Raw genomic sequence first — 14099 nt, forward strand, 5'->3', positions numbered from 1 at the left:
CACGGACCGGGCTCACGTGACCGGCCGACGCGAACAGGCCGGTCTCACAGCCAGGCTTCATGTGTCCGGCCGGCCCGCCCGTCACGGGCGGAGCTCACACGACGGCCCGGTACGCACGGCCGGAGTTCCCACGACGGCCCGGTCGGCACGGCCGGAGCTCACACCACGCGAAGGATCTCCCCGGCGAGCCCGACCACCACGGGCACCACCCCGATCACCAGGAACGCCGGCAGAAAGCACAGCCCCACCGGCGCCGTCACCGCGACCGAGGCCCGGTGGGCCCGGGTCAGAGCCTCCCGTGCCGCGTGGTCACGGCAGTCGGATGCCACCCGGGCCACCTGTTCCGCGGCCGGTGCGCCGGAGCTCCAGGCCCGCTGCAGGCAGCGGGCCAGCGCGGCGGCCTCGGGTATCGAGGCCAACCGCCCCCAGCAGCGCCCTGGCTCGCCGCCGAGCCGCAGCTCGGTGGCCACCCCGGTCAGCCGCTCCCCCACGGGCCCGCCCATCGACTCGCCCACGGCCGCCGCCGCGTCCGCGGGGCCGGCACCCGCCGCGATGCATGCCGCCAACAGATCCGCTGCGAGCGGCAGTTGTCGCCTCACCTCCGCCCCGGCTGCGGCGTCCTCCTCAGCCGGTGGGTACGGCCACCATCGCCACACCCCCGCTCCCGCCAGCAGGGCCAGGACCAGCCCCGCCGCGCCACCGACCACCGCATACGCCAGGCACACGGCGCTCACCACCGGAGCCCAGCGCCGGAGCGCCACCTGCAGCGCGGGAGTCCGCGCGGAACGCGCCGGCGCCCGCGGCCCGGCCTTCGACAACCGCTCCAGGCGCCGCCGCAAGGCCCGTTCCCGCCGCTCGCCGAGCAGCACGCTCACCACCACGGCGAGCAGCCCGACGCCCAGCACCAACCCCGCCCCCAGCCTGTGGACAACCTCCCCGCTCATCGCTCCTTCTCCTTCATTCGCCCCGCATCGGGCACCACGCCCTCGGCCTTGCGCACGATGCGTCCCGTCCACCACAGCCCGGCTGCTTCCAGCACCCCGCCCACGAGCAGGCACCCCAGCCCGGCGGGTGTGTGGAGCAGGATGCCCAGGGGATCGGCGCCGAGGGCCGTGCCCATCAGCAGGCCCAGGACCGGAAGGACCGCCAGCATCACGGCGGTCGCCCGCGCCGGTGCCAGCTTGGTCCGCAGTTCGGCCTGCTGGTCGCGCTGGGCGCGCAGCGCCGCCTCCAGACGGTCGAGCCCCTCGGCAAGACCCGCTCCGCTGCCCACGGCGACCTGCCAGCACGCCGCCAGCCCCGCGAGCCCTTCCGCCCCGCCCGCACGCGCCGCCTCCCGCAGCGCACCCGGCACATCGCCACCGAACCGCGCGGCCGCCAGCACCGCCGAGTCGGCTCCCGCGGCTCCGAGCCCGCCCGCCTCACGCGCCGCGAGGAACAGTGCCGAGGCGGGCTGCCTCCCGCCGCGCACCTCGGAGGCCAGCCCTGCGCACAGCGCGATCACCTGCTCGGCCCGGGCCTCCTGTTCCCGCCGGGCCCGGCGGGAGCGCAGCAGCCGCCCGACGAGCGGCACCGCCGCCCCGGCGAGGATCAGCGGCAGTACGGACCTCCCGGCCAGAGCCACCAGCGCCCCCGCGGCAAGGCACCAGCACTCGGGCCGCGCCCGCACCCGTACCCAGGCCGTCCACCGCACCCACGGCGGACTCACCTCGGCTTCACCGGCACCGCCCGCGACGAGACCGCGCGCCCGCCGCAGGCCCCGCTCCTGGGCCGCCACCAGCCACACCGCCGCCCCCGCGCAGAACGCCGCAGCATACGCGGGCGTCCCCCACATCGCCGAAGCGCTCACCGTGCACCTCCGACGATCTCCTGCAGCCGCTCCCAGCCCTCGTCGTAGGCGAAGGCCCGCTCGCCCCACCGCAGCGCCGGAACGGTCCGCACCAGTCCGGCCACGTCCCGTTCGAGCACATGCACCTCGGCGATCCGGCGACGCCCGCCCCGGTCCCGTACGAGATGCAGCACCACCGAGAGCGCCGCGGCGAGCTGGCTGTGCAGGGCCGCGCGGTCGAGCCCCGCGGCCGTACCGAGCGCTTCGAGGCGGGCGGGGACATCCGCCGCCGCGTTGGCATGAACCGTCCCGCAGCCGGCATGCCCCGTGTTGAGGGCGGCGAGCAGGTGCACGACCTCCGCTCCACGCACCTCACCCACCACGAGCCGGTCCGGCCGCATCCGCAGCGCCTGGCGCACCAAGTCCTCCAGGGTGACCCGGCCCGCGCCCTCCTGGTTCGCGACGCGGCATTCGAGGCGTACGACATGGGGATGGTCGGGCCGCAGCTCGGCGGAGTCCTCCGCCAGTACGATCCGCTCGCCCGGCCCGGGCAGGCCGAGCAGCGCGGCGAGCAGGGTCGTCTTCCCCGAGCCCGTACCGCCGCTGACCAGGAACGAGGCCCGCGCCTCGACGAGGGCCCGAAGGATGCGGTCACCGCCCGGCGGCACGGTGCCTGCGGCGGCCAGCTCGCCCAGCGAGAACGCTCTGGCCCGCACCACCCGCAGCGACAGGCAGGCCGATCCGACGGCCACGGGCGGCAGTACGGCATGGAGCCGGGTGCCGTCCGGGAGCCGCGCGTCCACCCAGGGCCGCGCATCGTCCAGCCGCCTCCCGGCCACCGCCGCGAGCCGCTGCGCGAGCTGCCGTACCGCTGCCGCATCGGCGAAGGCCACGGGGGTGAGTTCGAGTCCGCTGCCGCGGTCCACCCACACCCGGTCGGGCGCCGACACCAGCACATCCGTCACCCGTGGGTCCGCGAGCAGCGGCTCCAGTGGCCCGGCGCCCACCAGCTGGGAGCGCAGTTCACCCACGACACCCAGCAGTTCGCTGTCGCCCAGCACCTTCCCCTGTGCGCGCAGTGCCTGTGCGACCCGCGCCGGGGTCGGTTCCGCTCCCGATTCGGCGAGCCACTGTCGTACGCCTTCGAGGAGCGCGCCGCTCATGACGGACCTCCCGCGGGCACGCGCTCCCAGAAGGAGCTGCAGAACCGCGACAGCGGCTCCTTGGCGTCCGCGGCCGGCGTCCCGCCGTTCAGCACTCCGACGTCCACCGGCAGTTCACCGACCAGCGGCAGATCGAGCATCCGCGCCATGTCCTGGGCGTCGAGCCCCGCGGTGAACGGCCCTCTGACCACGGTCCGCAGATCCCGCAGCACCATCCTGGCGGCCGAGGCCACCCGCTCCGCTGCGGCCAGTGCCCGCAGCTCCGCGGGCACCACCATGAGCCCGAGGTCCAGCTGCCGCAGCGCCTCGGCCACGCCCTCGTCGACCCGCCGTGGCAGATCCACCACGACCACGCCGCCTCGTCTGCGCCCTGCCGCGAGGACGGCCCGCATGGCATCGGGTGAGATCGTCAGCATGTCCCCGCGGTCCCAGCTGAGGACGCGCAGCGAACTGAGCTCCGGCAGCGATTCCTCCAGCGCCGCGCTGCCCAGCCGCCCCTTCGACTGTGCGAATGCGGGCCAGCGCAGCCCCTGCACCGATTCGCCGCCGAGCAGCACATCGAGGCCGCCGCCGAGCGGATCGCCGTCGACGAGCATGGTGCGCTGCCCGGCCCGTGCCGCGGTCACGGCGAGCGCGCAGGCCAGGGTCGAGGCACCGGCGCCGCCACGGCCGCCCATGACGCCGATGGTCAGCGCCGGGCGCCCCACGCCTTCGACCGCGTCGGCGATCCGGTCGACGATCCACTGCTCGGCATCGGGCAGCCGCAGCACATGGTCGGCGCCGATCTCCACGGCGCGCTGCCACACCCCGGGATCGTCCTGTTCTCTGCCGACCAGGCACACGCCCCGTCTGCGGGCGGCCCCGCGCACTCTGCCCGCGGCATCGTCACCCACTAATACAAGGGGTGCGCTGTCCCAGCTGTCTCTTCGCTCGGGCACCCCGTGATGCACTTCGGCACGCGCGCCCGCCGCGGCGCACAGCCGCAGCAGATCGTCGAGCAGTTGCACATCCTCGGTCACGATCAACGGTCCGCGCCGCTTTTCCCCGGCGCGGCCGTCCTCCGCGATGGTCTCCGCCATGATTCTCGCCTCTCTCCTGAACGTTTCGATCGTCTTGAGCGCCGAGGAACATCCGGGGTGCCGGACGCTCGTGAACGCTGCGAACGATGTGAATGCCGCATCCCAATGCGGCCATGAACGCCCAGGCGCCGGCCGCGAAGTCCGCGAGCAGGAATCACGATGGACGGAGCCGGGAAATCTTGTGGATCTTGGTCGAAATCTGTGGACAACCGAAGCGATGTGAATAACTCCGTCACCCGGGCGGGTGAGTTCTCCACGACTTCCACAGCGGAGCGCAACCGCTACGCACCGTGATGAGTCTCAGCGGGTGGAGGAAGGCGCCGGCTGGGCGCGGGAAGGGGTGGCTCGGCACGAGACGACCAAGAAAAAGGGGCCCTAACCGGGCCCGGACATGCGACGACCCCCGCCGGGGGGGAGAGCGGGGGTCGTCCCCACGGCCGACTCGGGGGGGGAGGAGCCGGACCGGGTTAGCACGGTCGCGAACGATCCGTGACTTCCATGGTGTACCCGAGAGCCTTCTCAGGCAAACCCACGCGCCCCAGCTTACGCCGAATGGTGGGCGCCTATGCTGCACCTCGTGGAAAACCACTCGTTGCCCCGCACAGCCGCCTTCTTCGACCTGGACAAGACGGTCATTGCCAAGTCGAGCACACTCACGTTCAGCAAGTCGTTCTACCAGGGCGGCCTGATCAACCGCAGGGCGGTGCTGAGGACCGCGTATACCCAGTTCATCTTTCTCGCGGGCGGTGCCGACCACGATCAGATGGAGCGCATGCGCGAGTACCTCTCGGCGCTGTGCAAGGGCTGGAACCAGCAGCAGGTCAAGGAGATCGTCGCCGAGACGCTGCACGATCTGATCGACCCGATCATCTACGACGAGGCCGCCTCACTGATCGAGGAGCACCACCTCGCCGGGCGCGATGTGGTGATCGTGTCGACATCGGGCGCGGAGGTCGTCGAGCCGATCGGCGAGATGCTCGGTGCGGACCGCGTGGTGGCGACCCGCATGGTGGTCGGCGACGACGGCTGCTTCACCGGCGAGATCGAGTACTACGCGTACGGGCCGACGAAGGCGGAGGCCGTGCGCGCACTGGCCGCCTCCGAGGGCTACGACCTGGAGCGCTGCTATGCGTACAGCGATTCGGCCACCGACCTGCCGATGCTCGAATCGGTGGGCCACCCCTGCGCGGTCAACGCCGACCGGGCGCTGCGCCGTGAAGCACTCAGCCGGGACTGGCCGATTCTCGACTTCCACCGGCCGGTCCGCCTGAAGCAGCGCGTGGGCGGGCTGCCCGTGCCGCCGCGGCCCGCGCTCGTCGCGGCCGCTGCGGTGGGAGCGGCCGCGGCCACGGCGGGACTCGTCTGGTACGCGAGCAGGCGCCGCGCGTTCGCGAGCTGAGCCTCCGGGCAGACGGGCGGACGGGCGGACGGGCGGACGGGCAGACGGGCAGACGGGCAGACGGGCAGACGGGCCGGAGCGTCGAGCCGGGGTGACCTGAGCACCGCACCCGGCGCGCCCGCACCAGACTGACCCGCCCCTCCCTCGCCGGAAATACGGGCGCCCGTTTCGATCCTGTTTGAACCTAAAAGTAAAGAACTTCGCGCAGGGGTTTCGCTTCCCCCGGGTCTGCAGTACAAAGGATTCAACGGCCCGCGAGACCAAGGACATCCGAGAGGATCACCTTTAACGCAACCAAGGCCCCACGGACCGAAGCATGGAAGCCGAGCACCCACGCGACGTCGACCCGTCGATTACGGGCCAGCCGCACCAGGCAACGGGCAAAGACCCCGACCTGATGGGCATATATCGAGGACGCTTGGTAACTGGGCGGACATGCCAGCGGCGGTACCGATTCCGGTACCGCCGCAACCCTGTTCAGGGACCTTTCCGACCGAGGGACCTTTTCCGGCCGACCGACACCGACCGGCCAACCGTCGGACATCGGCCAACCGGCCAGGCAAACAGCTGACCGCCCTCAGGCCGCCCCCCGCTGAAGCGCCTCACACACGGCAGTCGACTCGCGCGCGCCCAGCTCGACCGCCTTGGCACAGTGGCCGATCCACGCCGCCATCCCCTCGGGCGTCCCGGAGGCGTACCCGTCCAGCGCGGCCACATATGCGGCCCGCCCCAGCTCCGCATACCCCACCTCGGCCGGGCAGACCGACTTCGGGTCGAGGCCGCTGCCGATCAGTACGATCCGCTCGGCGGCCCGCGCCACGAGACCGTTGTACGCACCGAAGGGGCGCAGCGCGAGCAGCTCGCCGTGCACCACGGCCGCCGTCACGATCGCCGGCGCGGAACTTCCCTTGATGATCAGTTGCGCGAGCCCGTCGAGGCGGCCCGCCACCTCGTCCGCATCGGGCAGCGGCAGCTCGACGAGCGGCTCGACGACCGGCTCTCCGTTCCGGCGCGGCCGCCCGACCGTATCGTCCTGCACTCCCGCGGACACCAGGTGCAGCCGGGCCAGGACGCGCAGCGGCGACTGGCGCCAGATGGACAGTAGCTGCCCCGCCTCGGCGGTCAGCCGCAGCGCCGCGCCGACCGTGCGCGCATCGTCGTCGCCGCTGAAGTCACTGCGCCGCCGCACCTCCTCCAGGGCCCAGTCCGCACCGGCGAGCGCGGCCGAACCGCGCGCGCCGCGCAGCGCCGCCTCGGAGGTGATCTCGTTGCTGCGCCGGCGCATGACCCGGTGCCCGTAGACGCGGTCCACGGCCTTGCGTACGGAGTCCACGGAGTCGGCCACGGTGGGCAGCGCGCCGAGGGTGACGAGCGGATCGGCAGTACTCATGAGTAAGACAGTACGCAGCGATGCCCCGCACTCCACGAAGGAGTGGTCTTCTTCACGCGAAGCCACTGCACAGTGCATTCATCCGACTACGCTTGGTGAACATGAAAATTGCTTTCGTCGGAAAGGGCGGCAGCGGCAAGACCACCCTGTCCTCCCTCTTCATCCGTCACCTCGCCGCCACCGGCACCCCTGTCATCGCCGTGGACGCGGACATCAACCAGCACCTGGGTGCCGCACTCGGTCTCGACGAGGACGTGGCCGCCGCGCTGCCCGCGATGGGCGGACAGCTGTCCCTCATCAAGGACTATCTGCGCGGCAGCAACCCGCGGATCACCTCGGCCGAGACGATGATCAAGACAACTCCGCCCGGTGAGGGCTCGCGCCTGCTACGGATCCGGGAGGACAACCCGGTCTACGAAAAATGTGCGCACGAGCTGGAACTCGACGGATCCGCAGTCCGTTTGATGGTCACAGGGCCTTTCACCGAATCCGATCTCGGCGTCGCCTGCTACCACTCGAAGGTCGGGGCGGTGGAGCTCTGTCTGAACCATCTCGTCGACGCCCGCGACGAGTTCCTGGTCGTCGACATGACGGCCGGGTCCGACTCCTTCGCCTCCGGCATGTTCACCCGCTTCGACATGACGTTCCTGATCGCGGAGCCCACCCGCAAGGGCATCTCGGTCTACCGGCAGTACAAGGAGTACGCCCGCGACTTCGACGTCGCCCTCAAGGTCGTGGGCAACAAGGTGCAGGGGCAGGAGGACATCGATTTTCTACGGGAGGAGGTCGGCGACGACCTGTTGGTGACCGTCGGGCACTCGGACTGGGTGCGCGCGCTGGAGAAGGGTCGGCCGCCCCGGTTCGCGCTCCTCGAAGCGCCCAACCGGACCGCGCTCGAAACAATGCGCACGGTCGCGGATGCTGCGTACGAGCATCGCGACTGGCAGCGCTACACCCGCCAGATGGTGCACTTCCACCGCAAGAACGCGGCGAGTTGGGGCAATGCGAAGGCCGGGGCCGACCTGGCGGACCAGATCGACCCCGACTTCGTACTCGACGAAGGCGCGGTGCTCTCGGCGGGCTGAGCGGCGCCACCCCGCCTCGGCCATGTGTCCGGCTCGCGGGCCTACTCGCCCGCCGGAGCGCCCGGGACACCCTTCGGGGCGGGAGCCGGCTTGTCGGAGAGGAAGGCCGACCAGCCCTCCTCGGGGGCCTTGCCCACCTTCAGTGTGCGCAGCTTCTCCAGGACCTTCGGGTCCTGTGCGTCCAGCCAGTCCGCCAACTGACGGAAGGAGACACAGCGGACCTCGCTCTTCGTGCAAACGCGCTCGATCGTCTCCTCGATGGCGCGCATGTACGTGCCGCCGTTCCAGGACTCGAAGTGGTTGCCGATGATCAGCGGTGCCCGGTTGCCGTTGTACGCGCGCTCGAAGCCCTCGATCAGGCCGTCACGCATCTGGTTGCCCCAGTACTCGTGCATGGCCGGGTCGCCCTGGCTGGTCTTGCCCGACTGGTTGACCATGAAGTTGTAGTCCATGGTCAGCGTCTCGAAGGCGCGGCCCGGCACCGGCACCAGCTGCATCGACAGGTCCCACAGGCCTTGCTTCTTCTCGGGCCAGACCTGGTTGTTGACGCCGCTGGTGTCATAGCGGAAGCCGAGCTCACGGGCGGCCTGCATGAAGTTCTTCTGCCCTTCCAGGCAGGGCGTGCGGGCGCCGATCAGCTCCTTGTCGTAGTCGAAGGGGAGCGGAGCGGCCTTGGTGTCACCGGTGTTGGTCTTCCAGGCCTTCACGAAGGACTTGGCCTCCGCGATCTCGTGCTTCCACTCCTCGACCGACCACTCGCCGACGCCGCCGCCCTTACCGCAGAAGTGTCCGTTGAAGTGGGTGCCGATCTCGTTGCCCTCGAGCCAGGCAAGGCGCAGCTGCTCCACGGTGTCCTTGATCCCCTGGACATCGTTGAAGCCGATGTCCGAGCGGCCGGGTGAGTGCTGCGGCGGATCGTAGAGCTCCTTCTTGTCCTCCGGCAGCATGTACACGCCACTGAGGAAGTACGTCATGGTGACGTTGTTGGCCTTGGCGACCTTGCGGAAGTGCGAGAAGAGCTTCTGGCTGTCCTCGCCCGCGCCGTCCCAGGAGAAGACCACGAACTGCGGGGGCTTCTGACCGGGCTTGAGGCGCTCGGGCTTGGCGAGGTTCGGCTGGCTGCCGGTGTATGCGGTGGAGCCGTCGCCGATGAGTCGGTTGACGCTGCCCGGGGCCGGGATCTTGGGGGCGTTCTGCGCGCCTGCCGCGCCTTTCTTCCCGGCACCTTCGCCGGACTCTCCACTCGCACAGCCGGCCAGGGCCACGGCGAGTGCCGTGGTCGCGGCCAGGCCCGCGGCAAGCCTCTTGGTGGCGGCCATGCGCCCACCTCTTCCTTCGGATCTCTGAGTACTTCGGAGTTCGAGCGCCGCCAAGGTCGCATGCAGAATGAACAGTTTTGTTCAGACAAGCCGATGAATCAGACCATTCACCAGAGAGGGTTAACGATTAGCCCATTTGCTCCGAATATCCGGTCGAAGCCTTTACTCTCCATTACGATCCGTTTACCGAGAGTTGAGAGAAGTCCCGCCGCATTACGCCGTGACCCACGGCCGCGCCCACCCCCGAGCCACACACCCGGGGGTTACCAGCGACCGCGTAGCCCCGGAGGAGACGGGAACCCATGTCTGCCGATGTCCCCAGCCCCACCAGCAACTTCAGCCACACCAGCGAGACCAGCGACACCAGCGACTCCAGCCACCCTCGCCACCCTCGCCGCTTCCGTATCGCCGGCGCCGATCTGTCCGCCTCGATCTGCGTCTTCCTGATCGCGCTGCCGCTGTCCCTCGGCATCGCACTCGCCACCGGCGCCCCGCTGCAGGCGGGCCTGGTGGCCGCCGCCGTCGGCGGGCTCGTGGCCGGTCGCTTCGGCGGTTCGCCGCTGCAGGTGGCCGGCCCTGCGGCCGGGCTCACCGTCGTCACCGCCGACCTGATCCAGCAGTACGGCTGGCGCACCACCTGCGCCATCACCGTCCTGGCCGGAGCCGCCCAGCTGTGCCTGGCGTATCTGCGGGTGGCCCGTTCCGCGCTGGCCGTCAGTCCCGCGATCGTGCACGGCATGCTGGCCGGCATCGGCATCACCATCGCCATGGCCCAGCTGCACATCGTGCTCGGCGGTTCACCGCACAGCTCGGTCATCGACAACGTCCGTGAGCTGCCTCAGCAGTTGACCGATCCGCATCCGGCCGCGCTCTCGGTGAGCGTGCTCACCCTCGTCGTCCTGTTCGCCTGGCCGCGCATCCCCTCGGCCGCCGGGCGACTGCTGCGGAAGATCCCCGCCGCGCTGGCCGCGGTCGCGGTCAGTACCGCCGTGGCCGCGTTCGCCGGGCTGCAGCTGCCCCGGGTCGACCTGCCGTCGTGGCGCAGCCACGCGCTCGTCGGGCTACCCGAAGGCCCCGTACTCGGCCTGATCGCCGCGGTGTTGACCATCACCCTGGTCGGCAGCGTCGTATCGCTGCTCTCCGCGATCGCCACCGACAAGCTGGCCGCAGCGCGCCCTGACGCGCCCCCCGTGCCGCGCGCCGACCTCGACAAGGAGCTGCGCGGACAGGGCCTGGCCAACATCGTCTCCGGTTCGCTGGGCGGGCTGCCGGTTTCCGGTGTCGCCGTGCGCAGCACGGCGAACGTGCACGCCGGGGCGGTCAGCCGGAACTCGGCGATGCTGCACGGACTCTGGGTGATCATCGCGGCCCTGTTCCTTGTGCCGGTGCTCGACCTGATCCCGCTCGGCGCGCTCGCCGCGCTCGTCATGGCGATCGGCGTGCGGATGGTCTCGGTCAACCACCTCCGTACCGTCACCCGGCACCGCGAGGTGCTCGTATACGCGGTGACGACGGCCGGTGTCGCCCTCCTCGGAGTCCTCGAGGGTGTGGCCATCGGGATCGCGGTCGCCGTCGCGGTCGCGCTGAACCGGCTGGCCCGTACGAGGATCACGTACGAGGACCGGGGCGGCATCCACCATGTGCGGGTGCGCGGGCAGTTGACGTTCCTCGCCGTGCCGCGGCTCAGCCGCGCCCTGCACCAGGTGCCGCACGGGACGACCGCCGTGGTCGAGCTGGACGGCTCGTTCATGGACCACGCCGCGTACGAGACGCTGCACGACTGGCAGGACTCGCACGCGGCGCGCGGCGGGAAGACCGAGCTGACCGGCCGTTCCGGCCCGCTGACCGCACCCACCCACGGCGGCAGTTCCCACCGTGACGCCGCCTGCGGCCACGCCTGCTGCGGCCCCTGGACGCCCTGGCGCAACCACAGCTGCGCGCCCGGGCGGACCGAGCTGCGCGGGACGCGTCAATTGGCCAGCGGGATCGACGCCTTCCAGCGCAACACCGCCCCGCTCGTGCGCGAGGAGCTCGCCCGGCTCGCCCGTGAGGGTCAGCGGCCCCAGCAGCTCTTCCTGACCTGCGCGGACTCCAGGGTCGTGACGTCGATGATCACGTCGAGCGGCCCCGGTGACCTCTTCGTCGTGCGCAATGTGGGCAATCTCGTGCCGCTGCCGGGCGCCGAGAGCGGGGACGATTCGGTGGCCGCGGCGATCGAGTACGCCGTGGACGTGCTGCGCGTGCAGTCCATCACCATCTGCGGGCACTCGGGCTGCGGGGCCATGCAGGCGCTGCTCAGCGCCCCGCCGGGAGCTGAGGATTCCCCGCTGCGGCGCTGGCTGCGGCACGGGCGGCCGAGCCTGGAGCGGCTTGCGGGCAGCGAGCAAGCCCGGGCCCGGCTCGCGGGGCGTGAGGTCGCCGATGCGGCCGAGCAGCTGTGCCTCACCAATGTGGTGCAGCAGCTTCAGCACCTGCGCTTTCATCCCGCCGTGGCGCGCGGGATCGCCGAGGGTCGGCTCGAACTGCACGGCATGTACTTCCATGTCGGCGAGGCGCGGGCCTATCTGCTCGCCGAGCCGGAGCGGCTCTTCGGCCCGGTGACGGGTGTGGAGCACCGAATGCAGGACGCCGATCCGGCCCCGGCGCAGGCGGTGCCCACCACGGCGGTCTGAACCGGATCGCCGCCTCGTCCGTGTGAGGGTGTGGCTGCCCACAACCACACCCTCACACAGGTCTAAACCAATTGGCCGTAGACCCTTGTCACCAGCAGGGTCCGTCTGATGAGCTGTGGCCTGGGACACAACGGACACTCACCCTGGGAAAGGGAGCTGTCGTGAGCAACGAATCCTTGGCCAACCTGCTCAAAGAAGACCGCAGGTTCACGCCCCCCACCGACCTGGCCGCGCACGCCAACGTCACGGCGGAGGCGTACGAACGGGCCAAGGCCGACCGGCTCGGTTTCTGGGCCGAGCAGGCCCGCAGGCTGACCTGGGAGACCGAGCCCGCCGAGACGCTCGACTGGTCGAACCCGCCGTTCGCGAAGTGGTTCGCCGACGGCCGGCTCAACGTCGCGTACAACTGCGTCGACCGCCACGTCGAGGCCGGCCACGGCGACCGGGTCGCCATCCACTTCGAGGGCGAGCCGGGCGACAGCCGCGCGATCACCTACGCCGAGCTCAAGGACGAGGTCTCCAGGGCGGCCAACGCGCTCACCGAGCTGGGCGTCCGGGCCGGCGACCGCGTCGCCGTCTACATGCCGATGATCCCGGAGACCGCGGTCGCGATGCTGGCCTGCGCGCGGATCGGCGCCGCCCACTCCGTGGTCTTCGGCGGCTTCTCCGCCGACGCGCTCGCCGCCCGCATCCAGGACGCCGACGCGAAGCTCGTCATCACCTCCGACGGCGGCTACCGCCGCGGCAAGCCCTCCGCGCTCAAACCCGCCGTGGACGAGGCGATCGGCAAGCTGCCCGAGTCGTCCGCCGTCGAACACGTCCTCGTCGTCCGCCGCACCGGCCAGGAGGACATCGCCTGGACCGAGGGCCGCGACGTGTGGTGGCACGAGGCGGTCGAGGGTCAGTCCGCCGAGCACACCCCCGAGGCCTTCGACGCCGAGCACCCGTTGTTCATCCTCTACACCTCGGGGACGACGGGTAAGCCGAAGGGCATCCTGCACACCTCAGGCGGCTACCTCACCCAGGCCGCGTACACCCACCACGCCGTCTTCGACCTCAAGCCTTCGACCGACGTCTACTGGTGCACCGCCGATGTCGGCTGGGTCACCGGCCACTCGTACATCGTCTACGGGCCGCTCGCGAACGGCGCCACACAGGTCATGTACGAGGGCACCCCGGACACCCCGCACCAGGGCCGCTTCTGGGAGATCGTGCAGAAGTACGGCGTCACGCTCCTCTACACGGCGCCCACCGCGATCCGTACGTTCATGAAGTGGGGCGACGACATCCCCGCGAAGTTCGACCTGTCGAGCCTGCGTGTCCTCGGTTCGGTCGGCGAGCCGATCAACCCGGAGGCCTGGGTCTGGTACCGCAAGCACATCGGCGGCGACACCTGCCCCATCGTGGACACCTGGTGGCAGACCGAGACCGGCGCCATGATGATCTCCCCGCTGCCGGGCGTCACCGCCACCAAGCCGGGCTCGGCGCAGACCCCGCTGCCGGGCATCTCGGCGACCGTCGTGGACGACGAGGCGAACGAGGTGCCGAACGGCGGTGGCGGCTACCTCGTGCTCACCGAGCCGTGGCCGTCGATGCTGCGCACCATCTGGGGCGACGACCAGCGCTTCATCGACACCTACTGGTCGCGCTTCGAGGGCAAGTACTTCGCCGGTGACGGCGCCAAGAAGGACGAGGACGGCGACATCTGGCTGCTCGGCCGCGTCGACGACGTGATGCTGGTCTCCGGGCACAACATCTCCACCACCGAGGTCGAATCCGCACTCGTCTCGCACCCCTCGGTCGCCGAGGCCGCGGTCGTGGGCGCCACCGACGAGACCACCGGCCAGGCGATCGTGGCCTTCGTGATCCTGCGCGGCAGCGCCGCCGAGTCCGATGGTCTGGTCGATGAGCTGCGCGGCCACGTCGGCTCGACGCTCGGCCCGATCGCCAAGCCCAAGCGGATCCTGCCGGTGGCGGAGCTGCCGAAGACCCGCTCGGGCAAGATCATGCGCCGCCTGCTGCGGGACGTCGCCGAGAACCGCGCCGTCGGCGACGTGACCACGCTGGCCGATTCCTCGGTCATGTCGCTCATCCAGTCCAAGCTGCCCTCGGCGGGCTCGGAGGACTGAGGCTCAGGACCTGGGCCCACCCCGGAACAACGGAT

General features: G+C 70.8%; 10 protein-coding genes. 4 read left to right on the plus strand and 6 right to left on the minus strand.

Annotation, left to right across the window (positions count from 1 at the left end):
- Positions 1-158: 158 nt before the first annotated feature.
- The 4 genes from ACLF6P_RS04690 to ssd are packed head-to-tail and all read right to left on the minus strand — an operon-like array spanning position 159 to position 4070.
- Entirely contained in the window at positions 159-944 is a 786-nt protein-coding gene (locus ACLF6P_RS04690) for a type II secretion system F family protein (RefSeq protein ID WP_415948296.1), read from the minus strand.
- Positions 941-1834: a type II secretion system F family protein gene (locus tag ACLF6P_RS04695; protein WP_415948414.1), complete on the minus strand. Its 894-nt coding sequence runs from the start codon at positions 1832-1834 to the stop codon at positions 941-943. The genes ACLF6P_RS04690 and ACLF6P_RS04695 overlap by 4 nt, the downstream gene beginning before the upstream one ends.
- An 11-nt stretch (positions 1835-1845) precedes the next feature.
- Positions 1846-2991: a TadA family conjugal transfer-associated ATPase gene (locus tag ACLF6P_RS04700; protein WP_415948297.1), complete on the minus strand. Its 1146-nt coding sequence runs from the start codon at positions 2989-2991 to the stop codon at positions 1846-1848.
- Complete coding sequence (gene ssd, locus ACLF6P_RS04705) at positions 2988-4070, minus strand: septum site-determining protein Ssd (protein ID WP_415948298.1); 1083 nt, start codon at positions 4068-4070, stop codon at positions 2988-2990. Before ssd ends, ACLF6P_RS04700 begins: the two co-directional genes overlap by 4 nt.
- A gap of 565 nt (positions 4071-4635) precedes the next feature.
- Between ssd and ACLF6P_RS04710 the strand changes: the two genes are divergently transcribed.
- On the plus strand, positions 4636-5469 hold the full coding sequence (locus tag ACLF6P_RS04710; protein WP_415948299.1) for an HAD family hydrolase: 834 nt from the start codon (positions 4636-4638) through the stop codon (positions 5467-5469).
- 577 nt (positions 5470-6046) lie between these two features.
- Here the strand turns inward: ACLF6P_RS04710 and ACLF6P_RS04715 are convergent.
- The gene (locus ACLF6P_RS04715) at positions 6047-6859 is read right to left on the minus strand and encodes a Fic family protein (protein WP_415948300.1); all 813 of its coding nucleotides are present in this window, start codon (positions 6857-6859) and stop codon (positions 6047-6049) included.
- A gap of 101 nt (positions 6860-6960) precedes the next feature.
- Here ACLF6P_RS04715 and ACLF6P_RS04720 point away from each other — a divergent pair, with 101 nt between their 5' ends.
- Positions 6961-7944, plus strand: coding sequence for an ATP-binding protein (locus tag ACLF6P_RS04720; protein ID WP_415948301.1), 984 nt, complete (start codon positions 6961-6963; stop codon positions 7942-7944).
- A gap of 41 nt (positions 7945-7985) precedes the next feature.
- On the opposite strand, the gene ACLF6P_RS04725 is transcribed toward ACLF6P_RS04720, so the two are convergent.
- Positions 7986-9263, minus strand: coding sequence for a polysaccharide deacetylase family protein (locus tag ACLF6P_RS04725; RefSeq protein WP_415948302.1), 1278 nt, complete (start codon positions 9261-9263; stop codon positions 7986-7988).
- A 302-nt stretch (positions 9264-9565) separates the two neighbouring features.
- On the opposite strand from ACLF6P_RS04725, the gene ACLF6P_RS04730 reads away from it, so the two are divergent.
- Positions 9566-11935 (plus strand): SulP family inorganic anion transporter, encoded by a 2370-nt coding sequence (locus tag ACLF6P_RS04730; RefSeq protein ID WP_415948303.1) that lies wholly within the window; start codon positions 9566-9568, stop codon positions 11933-11935.
- A 161-nt stretch (positions 11936-12096) separates the two neighbouring features.
- The gene (acs, locus tag ACLF6P_RS04735) at positions 12097-14064 is read left to right on the plus strand and encodes an acetate--CoA ligase (RefSeq protein ID WP_415948304.1); all 1968 of its coding nucleotides are present in this window, start codon (positions 12097-12099) and stop codon (positions 14062-14064) included.
- Positions 14065-14099 lie beyond the last annotated feature (35 nt).

The sequence above is a fragment of the Streptomyces lothianensis genome, assembly GCF_047779955.1.
Lineage (GTDB): Bacteria > Actinomycetota > Actinomycetes > Streptomycetales > Streptomycetaceae > Streptomyces.

Bases quoted from the DNA above. Each gene is read 5' to 3' on its own strand.
- ACLF6P_RS04690 (WP_415948296.1), bottom strand. From the start codon at position 944: ATGAGCGGGGAGGTTGTCCACAGGCTGGGGGCGGGGTTGGTGCTGGGC.
- ACLF6P_RS04695 (WP_415948414.1), bottom strand. From the start codon at position 1,834: ATGTGGGGGACGCCCGCGTATGCTGCGGCGTTCTGCGCGGGGGCGGCG.
- ACLF6P_RS04700 (WP_415948297.1), bottom strand. From the start codon at position 2,991: ATGAGCGGCGCGCTCCTCGAAGGCGTACGACAGTGGCTCGCCGAATCG.
- ssd (WP_415948298.1), bottom strand. From the start codon at position 4,070: ATGGCGGAGACCATCGCGGAGGACGGCCGCGCCGGGGAAAAGCGGCGC.
- ACLF6P_RS04710 (WP_415948299.1), top strand. From the start codon at position 4,636: ATGCTGCACCTCGTGGAAAACCACTCGTTGCCCCGCACAGCCGCCTTC.
- ACLF6P_RS04715 (WP_415948300.1), bottom strand. From the start codon at position 6,859: ATGAGTACTGCCGATCCGCTCGTCACCCTCGGCGCGCTGCCCACCGTG.
- ACLF6P_RS04720 (WP_415948301.1), top strand. From the start codon at position 6,961: ATGAAAATTGCTTTCGTCGGAAAGGGCGGCAGCGGCAAGACCACCCTG.
- ACLF6P_RS04725 (WP_415948302.1), bottom strand. From the start codon at position 9,263: ATGGCCGCCACCAAGAGGCTTGCCGCGGGCCTGGCCGCGACCACGGCA.
- ACLF6P_RS04730 (WP_415948303.1), top strand. From the start codon at position 9,566: ATGTCTGCCGATGTCCCCAGCCCCACCAGCAACTTCAGCCACACCAGC.